Genomic DNA, 18,482 nt, shown 5'->3' on the forward strand with positions numbered 1-18,482 from the left:
CGTCGCGGGGTGCCTGGCTGGAGTTCGAGATCGACAAGCGCGACAGCGTCGGTGTGCGCATCGACCGCAAGCGCAAGCAGCCGGTGACGGTGCTGCTCAAGGCGCTCGGCTGGACGAGTGACGCCATCTTGGAGCGGTTCGGCCAGTACGAGTCGATGCGTGCCACCCTGGAGAAGGACCACACGTCCGGCCAGGACGACGCGTTGCTGGACATCTACCGCAAGCTGCGCCCGGGTGAGCCGCCGACCAAGGAGTCGGCGCAGACCCTGCTGGAGAACCTCTACTTCAACCCCAAGCGGTACGACCTCGCCAAGGTCGGCCGATACAAGATCAACAAGAAGCTCGGCTCCGAGACGGACATCAACGTCACCGTCCTGACCGAGGACGACATCGTCGCCACGGTCGAATACCTGGTGCGGCTGCACGCCGGCGACGAGGCGACGGACCTGCCGCTCGAAGTGGACGACATCGACCACTTCGGCAACCGCCGGATCCGCAGCGTCGGCGAGCTCATCCAGAACCAGGTCCGCCTGGGCCTGACCCGCATGGAGCGCGTCGTCCGCGAGCGGATGACCACGCAGGACGTCGAGGCCATCACCCCGCAGACCCTGATCAACATCCGCCCGGTCGTGGCGTCGATCAAGGAGTTCTTCGGCACCTCGCAGCTGTCGCAGTTCATGGACCACACGAATCCCCTTTCGGGGCTGACGCACAAGCGGCGTCTCAACGCGCTCGGCCCCGGTGGTCTGTCGCGTGAGCGGGCCGGCTTCGAGGTCCGTGACGTGCACCCGTCCCACTACGGCCGGATGTGCCCGATCGAGACCCCGGAAGGCCCGAACATCGGCCTGATCGGCTCGCTCGCCTCCTACGGCCGGCTCAATCCCTTCGGCTTCATCGAGACGCCCTACCGCAAGGTCGTCGACGGCCGGGTGACCGAGCAGATCGACTACCTCACCGCCGACGAGGAAGACCGTTACGTCAAGGCGCAGGCCAACACGGTGCTCAACGCCGACGGCACGTTCGCCGAGGCCCGCGTCCTGGTCCGCACCAAGGGCGGCGAGACCGAGCTCATGCGGGCCGAGGAGGTCGACTACATCGACGTGTCGCCGCGCCAGATGGTGTCGGTCGCCACCGCGATGATCCCCTTCCTGGAGCACGACGACGCCAACCGGGCCCTGATGGGCGCGAACATGATGCGCCAGTCGGTTCCGCTGCTCAAGAGCGAGGCGCCGCTGGTCGGCACCGGCATGGAATATCGTGCCGCGACCGACGCCGGCGACGTCATCAGCGCCGAGAAGGCGGGCGTCGTAGAAGAGGCGTCGTCCGACTCCGTGACCGTGATGAACGACGACGGCACCCGCACCACCTATCGGGTGGCGAAGTTCAAGCGCTCCAACCAGGGCACCTCCTTCAACCAGAAGCCCATCGTCGCCGAGGGCGACCGGGTCGAGGTCAACCAGGTCATCGCCGACGGCCCGTGCACCGACCAGGGTGAGATGGCGCTCGGCAAGAACCTGCTCGTGGCGTTCATGCCGTGGGAAGGCCACAACTACGAAGACGCGATCATCCTGTCCCAGCGCCTCGTGCAGGACGACGTCCTCTCCTCGATCCACATCGAGGAGCACGAGGTCGACGCCCGTGACACCAAGCTGGGCCCGGAGGAGATCACCCGCGACATCCCCAACGTCTCCGAAGAGGTCCTGGCCGACCTCGACGAGCGCGGGATCATCCGGATCGGCGCCGAGGTCGTACCCGGCGACATCCTGGTCGGCAAGGTCACGCCCAAGGGTGAGACCGAGCTGACGCCGGAGGAGCGGCTGCTTCGCGCGATCTTCGGCGAGAAGGCCCGCGAAGTCCGCGACACCTCGCTGAAGGTCCCGCACGGCGAGCAGGGCAAGGTCATCGGGGTGCGGGTGTTCTCGCGCGAGGAGGGCGACGAGCTGCCTCCCGGCGTGAACGAGATGGTCCGTGTGTATGTGGCCCAGAAGCGTAAGATCACCGACGGCGACAAGCTGGCCGGCCGGCACGGTAACAAGGGCGTCATCTCCAAGATCCTCCCGGTCGAGGACATGCCGTTCCTGGAGGACGGCACCCCGGTCGACATCATCCTCAACCCCCTGGGCGTGCCCGGCCGGATGAACGTCGGCCAGGTGCTGGAGACCCATCTCGGGTGGATCGCCGCCCGGGGCTGGGACATCTCCGGCGTCCAGGAGGCCTGGGCCGAGCGGCTGCGCGACAAGGGCTTCGAGAAGGTCGAGCCGGGCACCAACATGGCCACGCCGGTCTTCGACGGCGCCCATGAGGAGGAGATCGTCGGCCTGCTCGACAGCACCATCGCCAACCGCGACGGGGATCGGCTGGTGCAGCAGAGCGGCAAGGCCCGCCTGTTCGACGGCCGCTCCGGCGAGCCGTTCCCCTACCCCATCGCGGTCGGCTACATCTACATCCTGAAGCTGCACCACCTGGTCGACGACAAGATCCACGCACGGTCGACCGGCCCCTACTCCATGATCACCCAGCAGCCGCTCGGCGGTAAGGCCCAGTTCGGCGGCCAGCGTTTCGGTGAGATGGAAGTGTGGGCGCTGGAGGCGTACGGCGCCGCCTACGCCCTGCAGGAGCAGCTGACCATCAAGTCCGACGACGTCCTGGGCCGCGTGAAGGTCTACGAGGCGATCGTCAAGGGCGAGAACATCCCCGAGCCCGGTATCCCCGAGTCCTTCAAGGTCCTCATCAAGGAAATGCAGTCGCTGTGCCTGAACGTCGAGGTGCTCTCCAGCGACGGCATGTCCATCGAGATGCGGGACACCGACGAGGACGTCTTCCGCGCGGCGGAAGAGCTCGGTATCGACCTGTCCCGGCGTGAGCCGAGCAGCGTCGAAGAAGTCTGACGGTCCCCCTGCGGGATCCGCGGGTGCCGGCCCGATCGCGGGCCGGCACTCCGTGGTGGAGAGCCCGTGGGTGCGCGAAAGACAGTCTGACCGATCCGTCGAAGGTCGCTTCACGCCACGGCAGGATCCGGGAACTTCAGATTTCGGAGGACACGATGAACGACGACACGGCGGCGCTGCTCTTCGATGTGGTGGAGCGTCTGCAGAAGAACATCGCCGCCCGTGAGTGCCCCGCGATCGTCGCTTTCGAAGGACAGCGGAAACTGGTGCTCAGCGACTACGACTATCTCCGCGATCCGCAGTCCGCCACCTCGTTCGAGACACGAGCCGCCGCCGAGGCGCAGGAGATCCAGGCGACGCGCTGGGTCTTCGCCGTCCCGTTGGTCTGGGTCACCACCTTGCAGACCGTCTACAGCCGCGCCGTGTCCAACCTCCCCCTGTCCGAAGGTGAACAGGAAATGATCACCTGGATGAGTTTCAACGAAAGCGACGGCGTGGATTACGGGCGCGTCCCGTACACCCGCCGCCCCAGCGGGGAGCCGGTGTTCGACGATCCGGAGATGTTCGCCGTAGGCGTGCAGCCGGCCCAGGCGATGCCGGGCCGGACGCTGCTCCAGGAGCTCCTCCCGGACAACTGATCGGGCCGGGTTCGACGGAAGGGCCGCCCGCCGATGTGGCGGGCGGCCTCCGTTCCTTCGCCGCACCCGCGCCCGTCGAAGTCCAGTCGCAGCCCGCTCAGGGTGTCGTCGCCGGCTTGCGCGTCCGAAACGCGGACCTGATACCCGTCAAGACCGTCATGACATGTGTCGAGCGTTGGCCCAGCTAGATAGGCATATTTCAAGAAACGTTGAAGTGATCCAGCATGATCGTGCCGGAAACCGATCACCAGAACAGGCCGGCCTTCGACGGCAGGCCGCGGACGTCGAAGGCCGGCTCACGTTCGTCACGCCGCACTGAGGGACTTCCAGAAGCCGCAGCGGTGCTCGCGGGCGAGGTTCACCTCGGCGATCCCGTTCTGGCCGGGGGCGAGTGACAGCACCTGGCCGACGGACGCGCGGTAGGGCGATCGCGGCTATCCGAGAGCGGCCACGCTGATGACGAACCTGGCCTACATCGAGGACCGGCTCCCCCAGGACGACGTCGAATTCGGGCTCAGCCGGATCCTGGACGGCATCGAGACCCTGATCGCCGAGCGGAACAGGGTGGCACGGCCACCTTCATGATCAAGTTACAGGTGTGTTGCGGAGTCTTGACGGTCCGCATATGACTGCGTAGACATGACTGCGCAGACAGAGACGATGTCCCTGAGAGACTCGGGGGCATCCGCCCATCAGGAGTGACCGTGACGCCATTGGTGAAAGGCAGCGCCCGGATGCCGCGCAGCGTCGACGTGGCCCGCCTCGCCGGGGTGTCGCAGAAGACGGTGTCCCGGGTGCTCAACAATGAGCCGTACGTCTCGGCCGACGTGCGGCAGCGCGTGCTCGACGCCGCCGACCAGCTGGGCTACCGGCTCAACAACGCGGCACGCACGCTGGCCTCCGGCCGGACCCGATCCATCGGCGTGGTCTCGCTCGGCACGGCGCTGTTCGGCCCCGCCTCGCTGCTGATCGGGGTCGAGCGCGCCGTCCGGGACGCCGGCTACGCGCTGCGCATCGTCAACACCCTGGAGGGCGACGCCCCGGACATCGCCGGGGCCGTGGAGTCGCTGCTGGAGCAGGGCGTGGACGGCATCGTCATCTCCGAGCCGATCGACGAGCAGACGGAGCCCGTCCGCGTGGACGTGCCGGTGCTCAGCCTGGGCGCCCCTTCGGCCTTCGCCGCCCCCCGCGTGCTCACGACGGGCGTCAGCACCGAGCTGCTGGCGCGGGTCGCCACCGAGCACCTGCTGGATCTGGGGCACGCGAGCGTCCACCACCTCGCCGGTCCCCAGCGGTGGTACGCCGCCAGGGATCGCCTGGAGGGCTGGCGGGCCGCTCTGCAGGCGCGCGACCGGCACGAGCCGGCCGTCCTGCACGGCGACTGGTCGGCCGCCTCCGGATACGCCGCGGGCCGCGAGCTGGCCGGCGACCGCGAAGTGACCGCCGTGTTCGCCGCCAACGACGACATGGCCATCGGCGTCATCCGCGCGCTGCTCGAAGCCGGCCGGCGCGTGCCCGAGGACGTCAGCGTCGTCGGATTCGACGACATCCCGGTGGCCGCCTACGTCACGCCTCCCCTGACCACCGTGCGCCAGCCGTTCGACGCCGTGGCCACCGAGGGGATCAAACTTCTGGTGCGAGCCATCGAACAGCCCCAAGCAGACCTTCCCCCGGCAGCCGGCCAACCGGTCGAGCTCGTCGTCCGCAGCTCCACCGCGCCCCCGCCCCGGACGACCCGGGGACGCCGGCGCGCGACCTCAGACTGATCAGCCCGTCCCCGCCTTCATCCACCCCCTGCTCCATGACGGGAGTTCACCATGCCCGAAACCTCCACCGTCCGCTTCCGCCGGATCACGCTCACCACCGCCGCGACGATGTCGCTCAGCCTCGTGCTGGCCGCCTGCGGCGGCAACAGCGCCTCCCCCACCCCCGCCGCCACCACGTCGATGAGCCAGGCCGAGATCGACAAGGCGCTGTCGACCCCCACCGAGCTGACGTTCTGGACGTGGGTTCCGGACATCGAGCAGGAGGTGGCCCTGTTCGAGAAGAAGTATCCGGCGATCGACGTCAAGGTCGTCAACGCCGGTCAGGGCGTGCCGCAGTACACCAAACTGCGCACGGCACTGCAGGCCGGCACCGGCGCTCCGGACGTGGTGCAGATGGAGTACCAGTACATCCCGACGTTCACGATCACCGGCAGCCTGCTGGACCTGCGGCCCTACGGCGCGCAGGCGCTGAAGGACACGTTCGTCGACTGGACGTGGGGGCAGGTCGGCGGCCCGGGCGGCGAGGTCTGGGCGATCCCGCAGGACACCGGACCGATGGGCATGCTGTACCGGCAGGACATCTTCGACAAGCACGGCATCCCCGTCCCCAAGACCTGGGACGAGTTCGCCGCCGCGGCCCGCAAGCTGCACGCCGCCGACCCGGAGGTCTACCTGACCAACCTCGCGGCGAACGAGGCCGCCGCCTGGCACGGCCTGCTCTGGCAGGCTGGGGCGAAGCCGTATGTTAACGCTAACAAGAGCGACATCTCCATCAAGGTCAACGACGAGCCGTCCAAGAAGCTCGCGGCCTACTGGGGCGGCCTGGCCAAGGACGGTGCCATCGGTGTCGAGCCGGACTTCACCGACTCGTGGTTCTCCGCCCTGAACAAGGGCAAGTACGCCACCTGGATCACCGCCGCCTGGGGGCCGGTCTTCCTGTCCGGCTCGGCCAAGTCCACGGCGGGCAAGTGGCGGGCGGCCCCGCTCCCCCAGTGGGACGCCTCCGCACCGGCGTCGGGCAACTGGGGCGGCTCGACCAGCGCGGTCGTCAAGACCACGAAGAACCCGATCGCCGCGGCGACGTTCGCGCAGTTCCTCAACAGCGACCCCGCCAGCACCAAGCTGTTCACCACCAAGCAGTTCTTCTTCCCGGCGACCAAGGCGCTGCTCGCCGATCCCGCCTTCGTCGGGGACACCCCCGCCTTCTACGGCGGGCAGCGGGTCAACCAGGTGTTCGCCGACATCAGCGGCACGGTCGGCCCCTCCTTCCAGTGGCCGCCGTTCCTGGACCGCGTCGTGACGGACTGGACGGAGACCGTCGGCAAGTCCCTGTCGGCCAAGACCGACACCGTCGCCGCGCTGGAGCAGTGGCAGACGCGGATCACCACCTTCGCCAAGAGCCAGGGCTTCACCGTCAAGGCTCAATGACCGCCAGGGGCCCGTGGGGCCTCGACTTTCCTAGAAAGGCCCCGACGATGACCGCTGTCGTCCGCGGGAACCCGCACCGAGCAGGCCCGATCCGCCGCTCGCGCATCGGCGCCGGCCCGCTGTTCGTCGCCCCGTTCCTGGCGCTCTTCCTGGTGCTGTTCCTGGCTCCGCTCGGCTACGCCGCCTATCTCAGCCTGTTCCAGAACCGGCTGATCGGCGGGACGACGTTCGTCGGGCTGGAGAACTACCTCACCGCCGCACAGGACCCGCTGCTCATTCAGGGAGTGCTCCGCGTCGCGGCGTTCTTCGTCATCCAGGTCCCGGTGATGCTGGTGCTGGCGCTGCTGTTCGCGCTCGCGCTCGACAGCGGCCTGATGCGGCTGGCCCGCGTGGTGCGGCTGGGCATCTTCGTCCCCTACGCCGTGCCCAGCGTGGTCGCCTCCCTCATGTGGGGCTACCTGTACGGCGCCGACTACGGCCCGTTCGCGCAGCTGGCCAAAGGGCTGGACCTGCCTGTCCCCCGCTTCCTCAGCGACGGCTGGATGCTCGGCAGCCTGGCCAACATCGTCACGTGGGAGTTCGTCGGCTACAACATGATCCTCCTGTACGCCGCGCTGCGCGCCATCCCGCACGAGCTCTACGAGGCCGCCGCGATGGACGGGGCCGGCGCCTGGCGGATCGCCTGGAGCGTCAAGCTGCCCGCGCTCCGGCCGGCGCTGCTGCTCGCCCTGGTGTTCTCCGTGATCGGCAGCTTCCAGCTGTTCAACGAGCCGAACCTGCTGCAGCGCCTGGCCCCCGACGTCATCGACAGCGCCTACACCGCCAACCTCTACTCCTACTCCCTGGCCTTCACCAGCCAGCAGATCAACTACGCCGCCGCGGTGTCCTTCCTGCTGGGGCTGGTCATCGTGATCGTCTCCTACGCCGTCCTGCTCACCGCCAACCGCAGGAGAACCCCGTGACCACGCTGACCCCGACCGCCTCCGGCACGCCGAGGGCAGCGGGCCGCCGGCCCCGCTCTCGGCGCAACACCCCGCTGACCATCGCCATGCTGGCCGCGCTCGCCTACTTCCTGCTGCCCCTGTTCTGGCTCGTCGTGGCCGCGACCAAGAGCACGCAGGACCTGTTCACCACCTTCGGCCTGTGGTTCTCGCGCGCTCCGCAGCTCCTGGCGAACGTCTCGGCGACCTTCACCCACGACGACGGCGTCTTCGCCAGATGGCTGCTCAACACCGTCCTCTACGCCGTCGTCAGCGCGCTCGGGGCGGCCCTGCTGGCGGCGGCCGCCGGGTACGGGTTCGCCAAGTTCCGCTTCCGCGGCGACCGCGCCGCCTTCAACCTGGTGCTCGGCGCCATCATGGTGCCGGCCACCGCCCTGGCCATCCCCACCTACCTGCTGTTCGCCAAGGTGGACCTGGTCAACACCCCCTGGGCGATCATCCTGCCCTCGCTGGTGAGCCCCTTCGGCCTCTACCTCATGCGCATCTACGCCCACGACGCCGTCCCGGACAGCATCCTGGAGGCCGCCCGCATCGACGGGGCCGGCGAGGCGAAGATCTTCTTCACCATCGCCCTGCGGATGCTGGCCCCGGGCCTGGTCACCGTGGTGCTGTTCACCCTGGTGGCGACCTGGAACAACTACTTCCTGCCGCTCATCATGCTCAACGACCCGAATCTGTACCCCATCACGGTCGGCCTCGCCTCCTGGGCCTCACAGGCCGTCGGAGGCGGCTCCGGCGCGAACAGCGACATGCTCGCGCTCGTCGTGACCGGGTCGCTGCTCTCGATCGCGCCCCTCGTCGCGGCCTTCCTGCTGCTGCAGCGCTACTGGCAGAGCGGCCTGACCAGCGGCGGCGTCAAGCAGTGACGCCCCGCAGATCCATCGCACCCCACCCTCCGGAGGTTTCCCCCATGGCGGTTCTCCCCGCCCGTGTCCTGTTCGGCGCCGCCTACTATCACGAGTACGAGCCCGCCTACGATCCCGGGCTCCAGCGTGACGAGCGGCTCAAGACCGACCTCGACCTGATGGCCGAGGCGCACTTCACCGTCATCCGCGTCGGCGAGTCGGTCTGGTCGACCTGGGAGCCGGAGAACGGCCGGTTCGACCTCGACTGGCTCCAGCCGGTGCTCGACGGCGCCCACGAGCGCGGCATCTCCGTCATCCTGGGCACCCCGACCTACGCGGTGCCGCCGTGGCTGGCCCGGCTGTACCCCGAGATCACCGGCGAGGACGCCACCGGCCGGCGTATGGGCTGGGGCGCACGCCAGGAAGCCGACTTCACCCATCCCGCCTTCCGCTTTCACGCCGAGCGCGTCATCCGCAAGATCGCCGTGCGGTACGCCGGCCATCCCGCGGTCATCGGCTTCCAGGTCGACAACGAGCCCGGCCTGCACCTGCTGCACAACCACGGCGTCTTCCAGCGCTTCGTCGGCCACCTGCGCGAACGCTACGGCGACGTGGAGACCCTCAACCGCGAATGGGGCCTGGTCTACTGGTCACACCGCCTGTCTGCCTGGGCCGACCTGTGGACACCCGACGGCAACACCCAACCCCAGTACGACGTCGCCTGGCGGCGGTTCCAGGCCGACCAGGTCACCGAGTTCATCGGCTGGCAGGCCGGCATCGTCCGCGAGTACGCCCGGCCGGAGCAGTTCGTCACCACCTGCATCTCCTACAACCGGCCCGCCGTCGAGGACGACCGGCTCACCGACAGCCTCGACGTCGCCGCCGGCAACCCGTACTACGTGATGCAGGACGCCCTGACCCTGCCCGACCACACCGAGGTCGAGCAGCACTGGATGACCACCGGCGGATGGGCGCTGCTGCAGAGCGCGGACCGGATGTTCTCCTCCCGCCAGGAGCCGTTCCTGGTCACCGAGACGAACGCCATGAGCATCGGCACGCCGTGGGAGAACCGGCCGGCCTACGACGGGCAGTGGCGCCAGGCCGCCTGGGCGCTCGTCTCACGGGGCGCCCGGATGATCGAGTACTGGCACTGGCACACGCTGCACTTCGGTGCGGAGACCTACTGGGGCGGCGTCCTCCCGCACAGTGGCCGGCCCGGCCGGACGTACGCGGAGCTGGCCCGCCTGGGGGCCGAGCTGGAGGCCGCAGGCCCGCTCGTCGCCGGGCTGGAGCCGGACGCCGACCTCACGATGGTCTACTCGCTGCCGAGCAAGTGGCTCATGCAGAAATACCCGCCCCTGCAGACGGCCGCCGGCGGGCCGGACGCCGCCGGCTACCACGGCATCTTCGACCCCTTCTACCGGGGGGCCGTTGACGCGGGCCGCCAGCTGCGCATCGTCCACGCCCGGCAGCTCCACGACCCCGATGGCGAGCACGCGGGGACGACCCCCGAGGAGGCCGCCCGCCGGCACCCGGTCCTCCTCGTCCCCGGCCTGTACCTCGCCCACGACACGATGATCGACTGGCTCGCCGCCTATGCCCGCGCGGGTGGTCACCTGGTCCTCGGCCCGCGCACCGCCTATGCCGACCACGAGGCCCGAGCCCGGCGCGAGCCCGCCCCCGGGCGCCTCACCGACGCGGCGGGCGTCTGCTACGAGGAGTTCAGCAACCTCGTGGACGAGGTCCCGATCCGCGCCGTGGCCGGCGCTCCCTTCGAGCTGCCCACGGGCGCCACGGCGACGCGCTGGGCCGACGGCCTCACGGTCCACGACGCCGAGGTGCTCGTACGGTACGACCACCCGCACTTCGGCCGCTGGCCGGCCGTCACCACCCGCCGCCACGGTGAAGGGCGGGTCACGCACGTCGGCACGGTGCCAGGACGCGACCTCGCCCGGGCGCTGGCGACCTGGCTGGCGCCCGTCGCGCGCAGCGGGTGGCGCGACCTGCCGGCGTCCGTCACCGCCACGACCGGGACGTCGCCGGACCGGCGCCGCGTCCACGTGGTGCACAACTGGAGCTGGGAGCCCGCCCGCGTCCAAGCCCCGGTCGACCTGTCCGACGTCCTGGCCGGCACGACCGTGCCGGCCGGCACCGTACTGGAGCTCGGCCCCTGGGACGTGCGGGTGCTCATGACCGAGACCGCCCCGGTGAAAGCTCTCCCATGAAGACGCCCGAAGGACAGGAGGCACCGTTGAACACAAGGAAAAGGCTCGGCAGCGTCATCGCGTCAGCCGCAGCGCTGTCAGCCCTGATGGCCGTCCCGGCCCATGCCGTCAGCCCGACACCTCGAACGCTCTACCAGCTGCCCGGCAATGCGCAGTGCACCAAGGGCTCCGGCAACTGCGCGGGGGTGCCGAAGGCGGCGGCGCTGCCGAGCGGGCGCCTGGTCACCGCGTTCGAGAAGGCGACGGTCGGCCCGTCCGGCACGGCGGCCGGTCAGGTCATCCCGGTGTACAAGAGCGACGACGACGGCACGACCTGGCAGTGGCTGTCCGACGTCCGCGCACCGGCGTACATGTCGAGCGATTCCGCGTACGCGAAGTACACGAGCAACTGGGCGAGCCCGTACCTCTACGTCCTGCCCCAGAACGTGGGCAACCTGACCGCAGGGACCTTGCTGCTGTCCACGGTGGTGACGGGCGAAGACGTCTACTACACCGAGCAGAAGGCCGCGAACCCCAGCTGGGTGCCGACGAACGACGGCGACCGTCGCGACATGGCGATCGCTCTCTACTCGAGCACGAACCAGGGCGCGTCCTGGAACTTCCTCAACGTCATCACCACGGGCGGCTGGCAGGGCGGCAGCGCCGGCGCCATCGGCCAGCGGGTCGCGAATGCCAACACCTATCGGCAGGTCGACCCCATCTGGGAGCCGTACCTGATGGTGTACGGCAATCAGCTCGTCACCTACTACTCCGACGAGAACGACTTCACCGGACACAACACCGCCACGGGCGTGTTGACCATGCGTTCCGACAACGGCACGGCGGGTGACTCCCATGGGCAGGTCATCGCGCACCGGACGTGGAACGGCAGCACCACCGGCGCGTGGAGCGCGCCCGTGCTGGACGTCGCCGGCCTCACCCAGAGCGTGGGCGGCGTGAACCAGATCGGCGGCGGACGGCCCGGCATGCCCAACGTGGTGCAGACCACCGACGGCAGATGGATGATGACGTACGAGTACTTCGGCGGCGGCGACAACGTGCGCTACAAGATCTCATCGAACCCGCTGAACTTCTTCTCCGTCGGCGGCGCGGCGGGATCGAACATCACCGCCCTCCCGATCGGCTCCGGCTCCCCCGTGCTCGCGACCGGCGGAAGCCCGGTCATCGTCCGGCTTCCCGGCGGCCGCCTGATGTTCAACGCCGCCGGCAGCGGCGACGTCTGGGTCAATCCGACCGGCAGCAGCACAGGCGCCTGGACACGCCAGCGCACCACCATCGAGCCGGGATACTTCCGCAACCTGACCTACCTGCCGCGCACGGGCCGCGTGCTGATCGTCACCGGCTTCGGGATCCTCCGTCACGCCGATATCGACTTCGGACGCTCCGCCGGGCCGTACTACAAGCTGGTCAACCGGCAGAGCGGAAAGGTTCTCGACACGTTCGACGCCGACCTGGCCGACGGCGCGAACCTGGTGCAGTGGGCGGACAACGGCGGTTTCAACCAGCACTGGCATGTCACGGACGTCGGCGGCGGCTACCGGACGCTGTTCAACCGCAACAGCGGCCGGACGCTGTCGATCTGGCAGACGGGCACCGCCGACGGCGCCGACGCCGTGCAATGGGTGCAGAACAACGGCGGTGACCAGCAGTGGGAGCTGGTGCCGGCCGGCTCGTACTACAAGATCAAGGCCCGCCACTCCGGCAAGGTCCTGAGCGTGTGGCAGGGAGCGACGACCGACGGCGCGCGGGTCGTGCAGTGGACCGACAACGGCGGCCTCGACCAGCAGTGGCAGCTCCTCCAGGTGTCGTGAGGGAAGCTCCGGCTGGGGCCTTCCGGTCCCAGCCGGGCGTCGCTGACCAGGACCTTGCGGGTGCTCTCGACAGCGAGGCTGATCCGTTCCGTCAGCCGGGCCGGTGACCGCTCCGCCTACTACCGCGTGGCCGAGGACGCCTGGGCCAACTCCTGGCACCGCCCGGCCGATGCGATCGCCCAGGCGCGTACTAGGTCATCCCCTATTCGACGCGTTCGGCGTCGTAACCGCCCGGGTAGACCCAGGCTGGAGACGCGCCTCAGGCCGTCGTCCAGCGACGGAGCTTCTCGGGGTTGCGTACCACCCAGATGTGCTTGATCCGGTCCCCCGCGACCTCGAACGCGAACACCGACACGGTCACGCCGTCCTGCTGAGCCACCAGGCCGGGCTGACCGTTGACCGTACGCTCCAGGAACGTCATGTTGCCGGGCTTCCGGTCGGCGATCTCGGCCCAGGCGCGCGCGATCTGCTCGCCGCCTTCGATGGGGTCCAGGAAGGTCGTGGCGAGGCCGCCGCCGTCGGCGATCGCCGTGGCGTCGGGGTCGAGCAGGCCCATCAGGGCGTTGATGTCCTTGGCCTCCCACGCCTGCTTGAAGTCCCTGACGATGCCGGCCTGGCGGGCCGTCGGGCTCGCGGGGCCCCGTGATGCGCGGATGCGGCGGCGGGCCGAGGAGGCCAGCTGACGGCAGGCCGCCGGAGTACGGCCGACCATCTCGGCCACTTCGGCGAAGGAGTGGCAGAAGACATCGTGCAGGATGAACGCGACCCGTTCTGCCGGGGTCATCGAGTCGAGCACGACCAGGAAGGCCATGTTGACCGACTCGTCCAGGGTGACCCGGTCGGCCGGGTCGGCGGTGGCGCCGCGCTCCCTGCCTTCGGGTAGCGGCTCGGGGATCCATGCGCCCACGTAGGTCTCTCGCCGGGCCCGGGCGGAGCCGAGCAGGTTGAGGCAGATACGGCTGACGACCGTCGTCAGCCAGGCGCCGGGGGCTGCGATGGCGTCCTGCTGCTGCGGGGACATGGCGTACCAGCGGGCGTAGGCCTCTTGGACGGCGTCCTCGGCCTCGGCCAGGGAGCCCAGGAGCCGGTAGGCGATGTTGATCAGCTGGCGCCGCTCGCCCAGGATCGCGTCCGGGCCGTGTCCTGGCCGGGGTTGGGTGGTCATGGTGCCGACTGCTCCTTCGGTCGCATTTGCCCTCACCGGTACGACAAGACAGCGCTCCGGAATGTGAGGCCGGTGCGTCGCCTCACATTCCGGACGGCTGTGTTGTCGAACTGCCGAGACGAACACATCATCCAGCGAACAGGAAAGCATCATGACCACCTCAATGCCGGCACCTCTTCTCGCCGATCCGGCAGCCGCGCAGCGCCTGGAGCGGGCGGCCGCCGCGCTGACCGCACACGGTTTCACCGTCGAGATCCTCGACGACGCCGCCGCCGCGCGTACCCGCGTCAAAGAGCTGATCCCCGAGGGCGTCAGCGTGTTCACCGGGGCCAGCGAGACCCTCCGCCTGTCCGGCATCGATGAGGACATCAACGGCAGCGGGCGGTACGAGTCCGTCAAGGCACGCAGCAGGACCATGGACCGCGCCACCCAAACGGCCGAGATCTGGCGGATGATCGCCTGCCCCGACGTCATCGTGGGCAGCGTCGCCGCGGTCACCGAGACCGGATCCCTGGTGGCCGCCTCGGCCAGCGGAAGCCAGCTGGCCGGCTACGCGGGCGCCGCGGCCCGCGCGATCTGGATCGTCGGGGCGCAGAAGGTGGTCCCCGACCTGGACACCGCGCTGCGGCGCGTCGAAGACCACTGCCTTCCGCTGGAGAACGAGCGCGCCATGAAGGCCTACGGGCAGCCCAGCGCCCTCAACCGCCTGCTCATCCTCAACGCGGAGCCGCACCCCGGACGCGGCGTCGTCCTGCTGCTCCGCGAAGCCATCGGATTCTGAACGATTTCACCACCAAGGGAAAGGTCGGGTAGCGATGCCTACGCAACGCGAGATTGATGAAGCCGAGATCCGCCGGCTGCTCGGCAGGATCGTCGAAGGGCTCCAGGGCAAGGATCTCGAGATCCTGAAGCGCCTTTACGCTCCGGACATCGTGTCCTTCGACATCGAGCAGCCGCTCCAGCATGTGGGGCTCGAGGCGAAGCTCAAGAACTGGGCGCCTGTGTTCACGTTCTTCGACCGGGTGAATTATGAGGTTCGCGACCTGACGCTCACCGTGCGGGACGACGTGGCGTTCGGGCACGCCTTCGCACGTCTCAGCGGCACGCTGAAGGACGGGACGGTGATGAGCGGCATGTGGGTCAGGGCCACGCACTGCCTGCAGAAGATCGACGGCACGTGGCTGATCGTGCACGACCAGGTCTCGGTGCCGCTCGACGTCGCCAGCGGCAAGGGAGTCGTCGACCTCGAGCCCTGATCCCCGCTGCGTGACCGGCAGGCGCTCGTTATGGCCCCGGCCGTCTCACGACCAGGTGACCGGCAGCGAGCGCACGCCGAAGATGAGCATCTCATCGCGTACCGGGACCTGCTCGGCCGGTACCGCCAGGCGCAGGTCCGGCAGGCGGGAGATCAGCTCGCCCAGCCCGATCCGCAGCTCGATCCGGGCCAGCTGCTGCCCCAGGCACTGATGAACCCCGTGCCCGAAGGCCAGATGCGGGGTCCGCGGACGGCGCACGTCGAGCGCGTCGGGGTCGTCCCAGTGCCGCGGGTCCCGGTTGACCTCGGGCGTGGCGATCACGACGGTCGCGCCGGCGGGGAGGTCCACGCCGCCCAGGGTCACCGGCTCCGTGGCGACCCGGCTGACCCCGAGCTGGAGGATCGACAGGAACCGCAGCAGCTCCTCCACCGCGTTGTCGAGCAAACCCGGATCCGCGCGCAGCGCCGCGAGCTGGTCCGGGTGCTCCAGCAGCGCGAACGTGCCCAGGCCCAGCATGTTCGCCGTGGTCTCATGGCCCGCGGTGAGCAGCAGGAGGGCCACGTCGACCAGCTGCGCGTCCGTCAGGGGCGGGTCGGTGTCGTGGATGAGGCCGGACAGGAGGTCGTCGGCGGGGTTCGCGTGCTTGGCGGCCACCAGCCGCCGCATGAACGCGTACAGCTCGGCGCGCGCCGTGGCCTGCTCCTGCGGGGTCGAGCTCGCGTTCAGCCCGACGGCCGTACGCTCCTGGAACTCCGCGCGGTCGGCGTAGTCCACGCCCAGCAACTCACAGATGACCAGCGACGGCAGCGGCAGCGCGAACGCCGGCACCAGATCGGCCCGCGTGCCCGCCGCCTTCATCGCCTCGACGTGCTCGACCGCGATCTCCGTCACCCGCGACTCCAGCTCCCGCATCCGCCGCACCGTGAACTGCCCCGTCAGCGAGCGCCGCAGCCGGGTGTGCTCCGGCGGGTCCATGAAGACGAAGATCCCGTCCTCCCGCTCCCCCCTCGGCGCGGCCACTTCGCGCTGCTGCGGCGACGTCGCGTCCCGATGGCGCATCTTGTCGGCGCTGAAGCGTGCGTCCGACAGCACCGTACGGGCCTCATCGAACCCCGTCACCAGCCACGCCTGAGCACCGTTGAGCAGGTCCAGCGGCCGGACCGCGCCCTGTCCCCGCAGGCCCGGCGGCGGATCGAACGGGTTGCGTCCCCGCTCCACCATTTCCGCGGGCAGGATCCGGCGCATCGCCGCGGTGCTCACGCTCGCGGACTCGTCGGTCACGCTGCTGTCGGTCATCGGGTACGTCCTGTTTCTCGAGGGATCGTAAAGTACGCAGCTGTTTCTTATAGTGCGCCACCGTAGATCACCTCGATAAGATACGCAAGCGAATCTTATGTGCCCGCGTGGCCTCACGCGTCCTCGGAGCCCCCCGGGAAGGGCGTCAGGCCGTACCGGTCGTGGACTCGTTGCTCGATCGCGTTCTCCCGTGGCCGGTACGCGGGATAGAAGTCCCTGCCGCACTCGAGATCGTCCAGGGCGGCCTTGATCTCCTTTTCCAGGTAGGGCATGGCCTCCTCGTACGTGAGGGTCTTCCTGGCGAGCATGATGAACGTCGTGCCCTCCGTGGCCGGCGGAAGCCCGCCGTCGCCCAGTATCAGCCGGGTCTTTTCGCCGGCGAACGCATCGCCGCCCCGCGTGGAGAGGGCCACCGGCGTGGCGTCTTCGACCGCATGGCCCCTGCTCCTGAGGCAATCGGCCATGGCCGCGGCCAGCTCCACCAGCCGAGGGTCGTCATTGAGCGCGCTCGTGAGAGCGCGATCTGTGGCGTCCTCGACCTTGCGGTGGTAGTCGATCGCCGACTTCACCTCCAGTCCCACCACCCGCTCGACCGCCCCGGTCATGCAGGCGTCCCTTACCTGGGAGTAGGCCGTGAGCCGGTCTCCTGCGAGAGTCGAAGAGATCTCGTCGTTGGGATCTACCGCCGGCTCCTCCTGATCTCTGCCGTGGATGTACGCCGAGAACACGCCGAACCCGAAGAACGCCCGATGGACGCGCATCGCCTCGTAGTCGCCGGCGGCTCGCCGTCGCTCCTCGTCGCTCTTCTGCCGCTCGGGTCGCACGTAGGGGACGTACTCGAAGCCCTCCTCCTCCATACAGTCCGCTTTGACCGCTTCGATCAGGTATCTCCGGTCAAGCGCCGGATCCGCGGAGGCGGCGGCGCCCCCGCAGAGCACGGCCACGGCCAGCAGCACGGCCACTCTGTGCAGACCCGACGTCGTGCCGGCCGGCGGGCGCGTGAATCGTAAGATGCTCACGCGCTTTTGACGCGCCGAGGCCGCAAATGGATCATCGGGCCGGGCTGCCGTCGAAGGACCGGCCGAGTTCGGTGGGGCGGTCGATCACATCGCGCACGATGCCGCCAACCGCCTCGCCCCGCGTCTTCTACCGGGCCTCTCCTGGATCAGTACCCCGGCGGGTACGGCGGCTGCTGGACATGTTGCACCGGCAGATGACGAGTCACCCGCCAGCCGATGAAGCTGACGGGGATGGCGACGATCAGCCACAGCCCGAACGTGATGAGCGTCATCCACCAGTGCACGAACACCCACGCGCACCCATGGATGATCATCGCGACCGGGTTGAATCCCCACTCCTTCACCGTCGTGTACTGCACCGGCCCGTACTGAGGACCGCTGGGGACCGGACTGTACTGGGGCCCGCTGTGCATGGGCATGTACGGCTGAGGCTGGTACGGCTGCGGCGGGTACTGCGGGCCGGATTGGCCGCCGTACTGCTGGCCGTACGGGTCTTGCGGCGGCTGGGGCGGATAACCCATAGAGCGGCTCCAGAGGCGTGAGCGAACGGTATGGGACGTTCCAAGCCCGCGCCGGGTTGACCTTCAGCGGGTGTCCACATCCGGACCGCCCGCGCTCTTGACTCGCCACCCGTCTGCGTGCGTGCGTGCCACGAGAGCATCCACCGGGCCCGCTACGCGCTGCGCACCGGCGCAGGACGGCCTCAGAGTCGCCGATGGCCGACTCCTGCCACACCCGGCCGCCCGCCGCGACCGCGCGAAAACCCACCTTTTGCGCTTTCAAGCACAATCACCTGCCGGAATTTCGCAAAGATTGCGAAATGCACTGGGCACTGAAAAAGGCCTGCCCAGCTGATATCGGCAGGCCTTTTCGTCAGGTCACTTCTTGTGGCAGTGCCACTTGTAGGTCTTGTGGTAGTGGCCCTTCTTGTGGTAGTGGCCCTTCCACCAATGGCCGCTCTTGTACCACTTCTTGTAGTAGTGCTTGTGCCAGTAGTAGCCGTGGGGACAGCCGACGGTCTCACTGATCGTGGGAGCGCCGGCGGTGGCGGTGGCGCTCGCCTGGGCAGGAACCGCAGAGGCAAGGCCGGTGAGAGCCAAGGAAGCGGCGAGGGCGCCGCTCGCAAGGAGCTTACGCATGATCT

The 18,482-nt window shown here is 69.0% G+C and carries 16 protein-coding genes; 11 read left to right on the forward strand and 5 right to left on the reverse strand.

Annotated features, from left to right (window positions below; translation table 11 throughout):
• The 9 genes from rpoB to ABEA43_RS63750 form a co-directional block, all read left to right on the forward strand.
• Positions 1-2,888 (forward strand): DNA-directed RNA polymerase subunit beta (rpoB, locus tag ABEA43_RS63710; protein ID WP_345579261.1); only part of this gene is annotated, 2,888 nt, incomplete at its 5' end.
• A gap of 155 nt (positions 2,889-3,043) precedes the next feature.
• Positions 3,044-3,526, forward strand: a complete 483-nt coding sequence (locus ABEA43_RS63715) for a hypothetical protein (protein WP_345579264.1) — start codon at positions 3,044-3,046, stop codon at positions 3,524-3,526.
• 456 nt (positions 3,527-3,982) lie between these two features.
• Entirely contained in the window at positions 3,983-4,111 is a 129-nt protein-coding gene (locus ABEA43_RS63720; RefSeq protein ID WP_345579267.1) for a hypothetical protein, read from the forward strand.
• A 119-nt stretch (positions 4,112-4,230) separates the two neighbouring features.
• Complete coding sequence (locus tag ABEA43_RS63725; RefSeq protein ID WP_345579270.1) at positions 4,231-5,292, forward strand: LacI family DNA-binding transcriptional regulator; 1,062 nt, start codon at positions 4,231-4,233, stop codon at positions 5,290-5,292.
• 51 nt (positions 5,293-5,343) lie between these two features.
• On the forward strand, positions 5,344-6,720 hold the full coding sequence (locus tag ABEA43_RS63730) for an ABC transporter substrate-binding protein (RefSeq protein WP_345579273.1): 1,377 nt from the start codon (positions 5,344-5,346) through the stop codon (positions 6,718-6,720).
• Between the two features lie 47 nt (positions 6,721-6,767).
• The gene (locus ABEA43_RS63735) at positions 6,768-7,682 is read left to right on the forward strand and encodes a carbohydrate ABC transporter permease (RefSeq protein WP_345579276.1); all 915 of its coding nucleotides are present in this window, start codon (positions 6,768-6,770) and stop codon (positions 7,680-7,682) included.
• The gene (locus ABEA43_RS63740) at positions 7,679-8,587 is read left to right on the forward strand and encodes a carbohydrate ABC transporter permease (RefSeq protein WP_345579278.1); all 909 of its coding nucleotides are present in this window, start codon (positions 7,679-7,681) and stop codon (positions 8,585-8,587) included. The genes ABEA43_RS63735 and ABEA43_RS63740 overlap by 4 nt, the downstream gene beginning before the upstream one ends.
• A 44-nt stretch (positions 8,588-8,631) precedes the next feature.
• Positions 8,632-10,791, forward strand: a complete 2,160-nt coding sequence (locus ABEA43_RS63745) for a beta-galactosidase (protein WP_345579280.1) — start codon at positions 8,632-8,634, stop codon at positions 10,789-10,791.
• Between the two features lie 26 nt (positions 10,792-10,817).
• Positions 10,818-12,602, forward strand: coding sequence for an RICIN domain-containing protein (locus ABEA43_RS63750; RefSeq protein ID WP_345579283.1), 1,785 nt, complete (start codon positions 10,818-10,820; stop codon positions 12,600-12,602).
• A 259-nt stretch (positions 12,603-12,861) separates the two neighbouring features.
• Here the strand turns inward: ABEA43_RS63750 and sigJ are convergent, their stop codons facing one another.
• Positions 12,862-13,767, reverse strand: coding sequence for an RNA polymerase sigma factor SigJ (sigJ, locus tag ABEA43_RS63755; protein WP_345579287.1), 906 nt, complete (start codon positions 13,765-13,767; stop codon positions 12,862-12,864).
• Positions 13,768-13,918: 151 nt separating this feature from the next.
• On the opposite strand from sigJ, the gene ABEA43_RS63760 reads away from it, so the two are divergent.
• Both ABEA43_RS63760 and ABEA43_RS63765 read left to right on the forward strand, forming a co-directional pair.
• Positions 13,919-14,548 carry an LUD domain-containing protein gene (locus ABEA43_RS63760; protein ID WP_345579290.1) on the forward strand — a complete coding sequence of 210 codons (630 nt, stop codon included), beginning with the start codon at positions 13,919-13,921 and terminating at the stop codon, positions 14,546-14,548.
• A gap of 34 nt (positions 14,549-14,582) precedes the next feature.
• Positions 14,583-15,023: a YybH family protein gene (locus ABEA43_RS63765; protein ID WP_345579293.1), complete on the forward strand. Its 441-nt coding sequence runs from the start codon at positions 14,583-14,585 to the stop codon at positions 15,021-15,023.
• Positions 15,024-15,068: 45 nt separating this feature from the next.
• On the opposite strand, the gene ABEA43_RS63770 is transcribed toward ABEA43_RS63765, so the two are convergent.
• The 4 genes from ABEA43_RS63770 to ABEA43_RS63785 form a co-directional block, all read right to left on the reverse strand.
• Positions 15,069-16,319, reverse strand: a complete 1,251-nt coding sequence (locus tag ABEA43_RS63770) for a cytochrome P450 (RefSeq protein ID WP_345579296.1) — start codon at positions 16,317-16,319, stop codon at positions 15,069-15,071.
• Positions 16,320-16,432: 113 nt separating this feature from the next.
• Positions 16,433-17,275, reverse strand: a complete 843-nt coding sequence (locus ABEA43_RS63775) for a hypothetical protein (protein WP_345579299.1) — start codon at positions 17,273-17,275, stop codon at positions 16,433-16,435.
• 209 nt (positions 17,276-17,484) lie between these two features.
• Complete coding sequence (locus tag ABEA43_RS63780; RefSeq protein WP_345579302.1) at positions 17,485-17,859, reverse strand: phage holin family protein; 375 nt, start codon at positions 17,857-17,859, stop codon at positions 17,485-17,487.
• A 357-nt stretch (positions 17,860-18,216) separates the two neighbouring features.
• Positions 18,217-18,477, reverse strand: coding sequence for a hypothetical protein (locus ABEA43_RS63785; protein WP_345579305.1), 261 nt, complete (start codon positions 18,475-18,477; stop codon positions 18,217-18,219).
• Positions 18,478-18,482 lie beyond the last annotated feature (5 nt).

Origin of the sequence: Nonomuraea rosea, from assembly GCF_039539705.1 — a bacterium.
Lineage (GTDB): Bacteria > Actinomycetota > Actinomycetes > Streptosporangiales > Streptosporangiaceae > Nonomuraea > Nonomuraea rosea.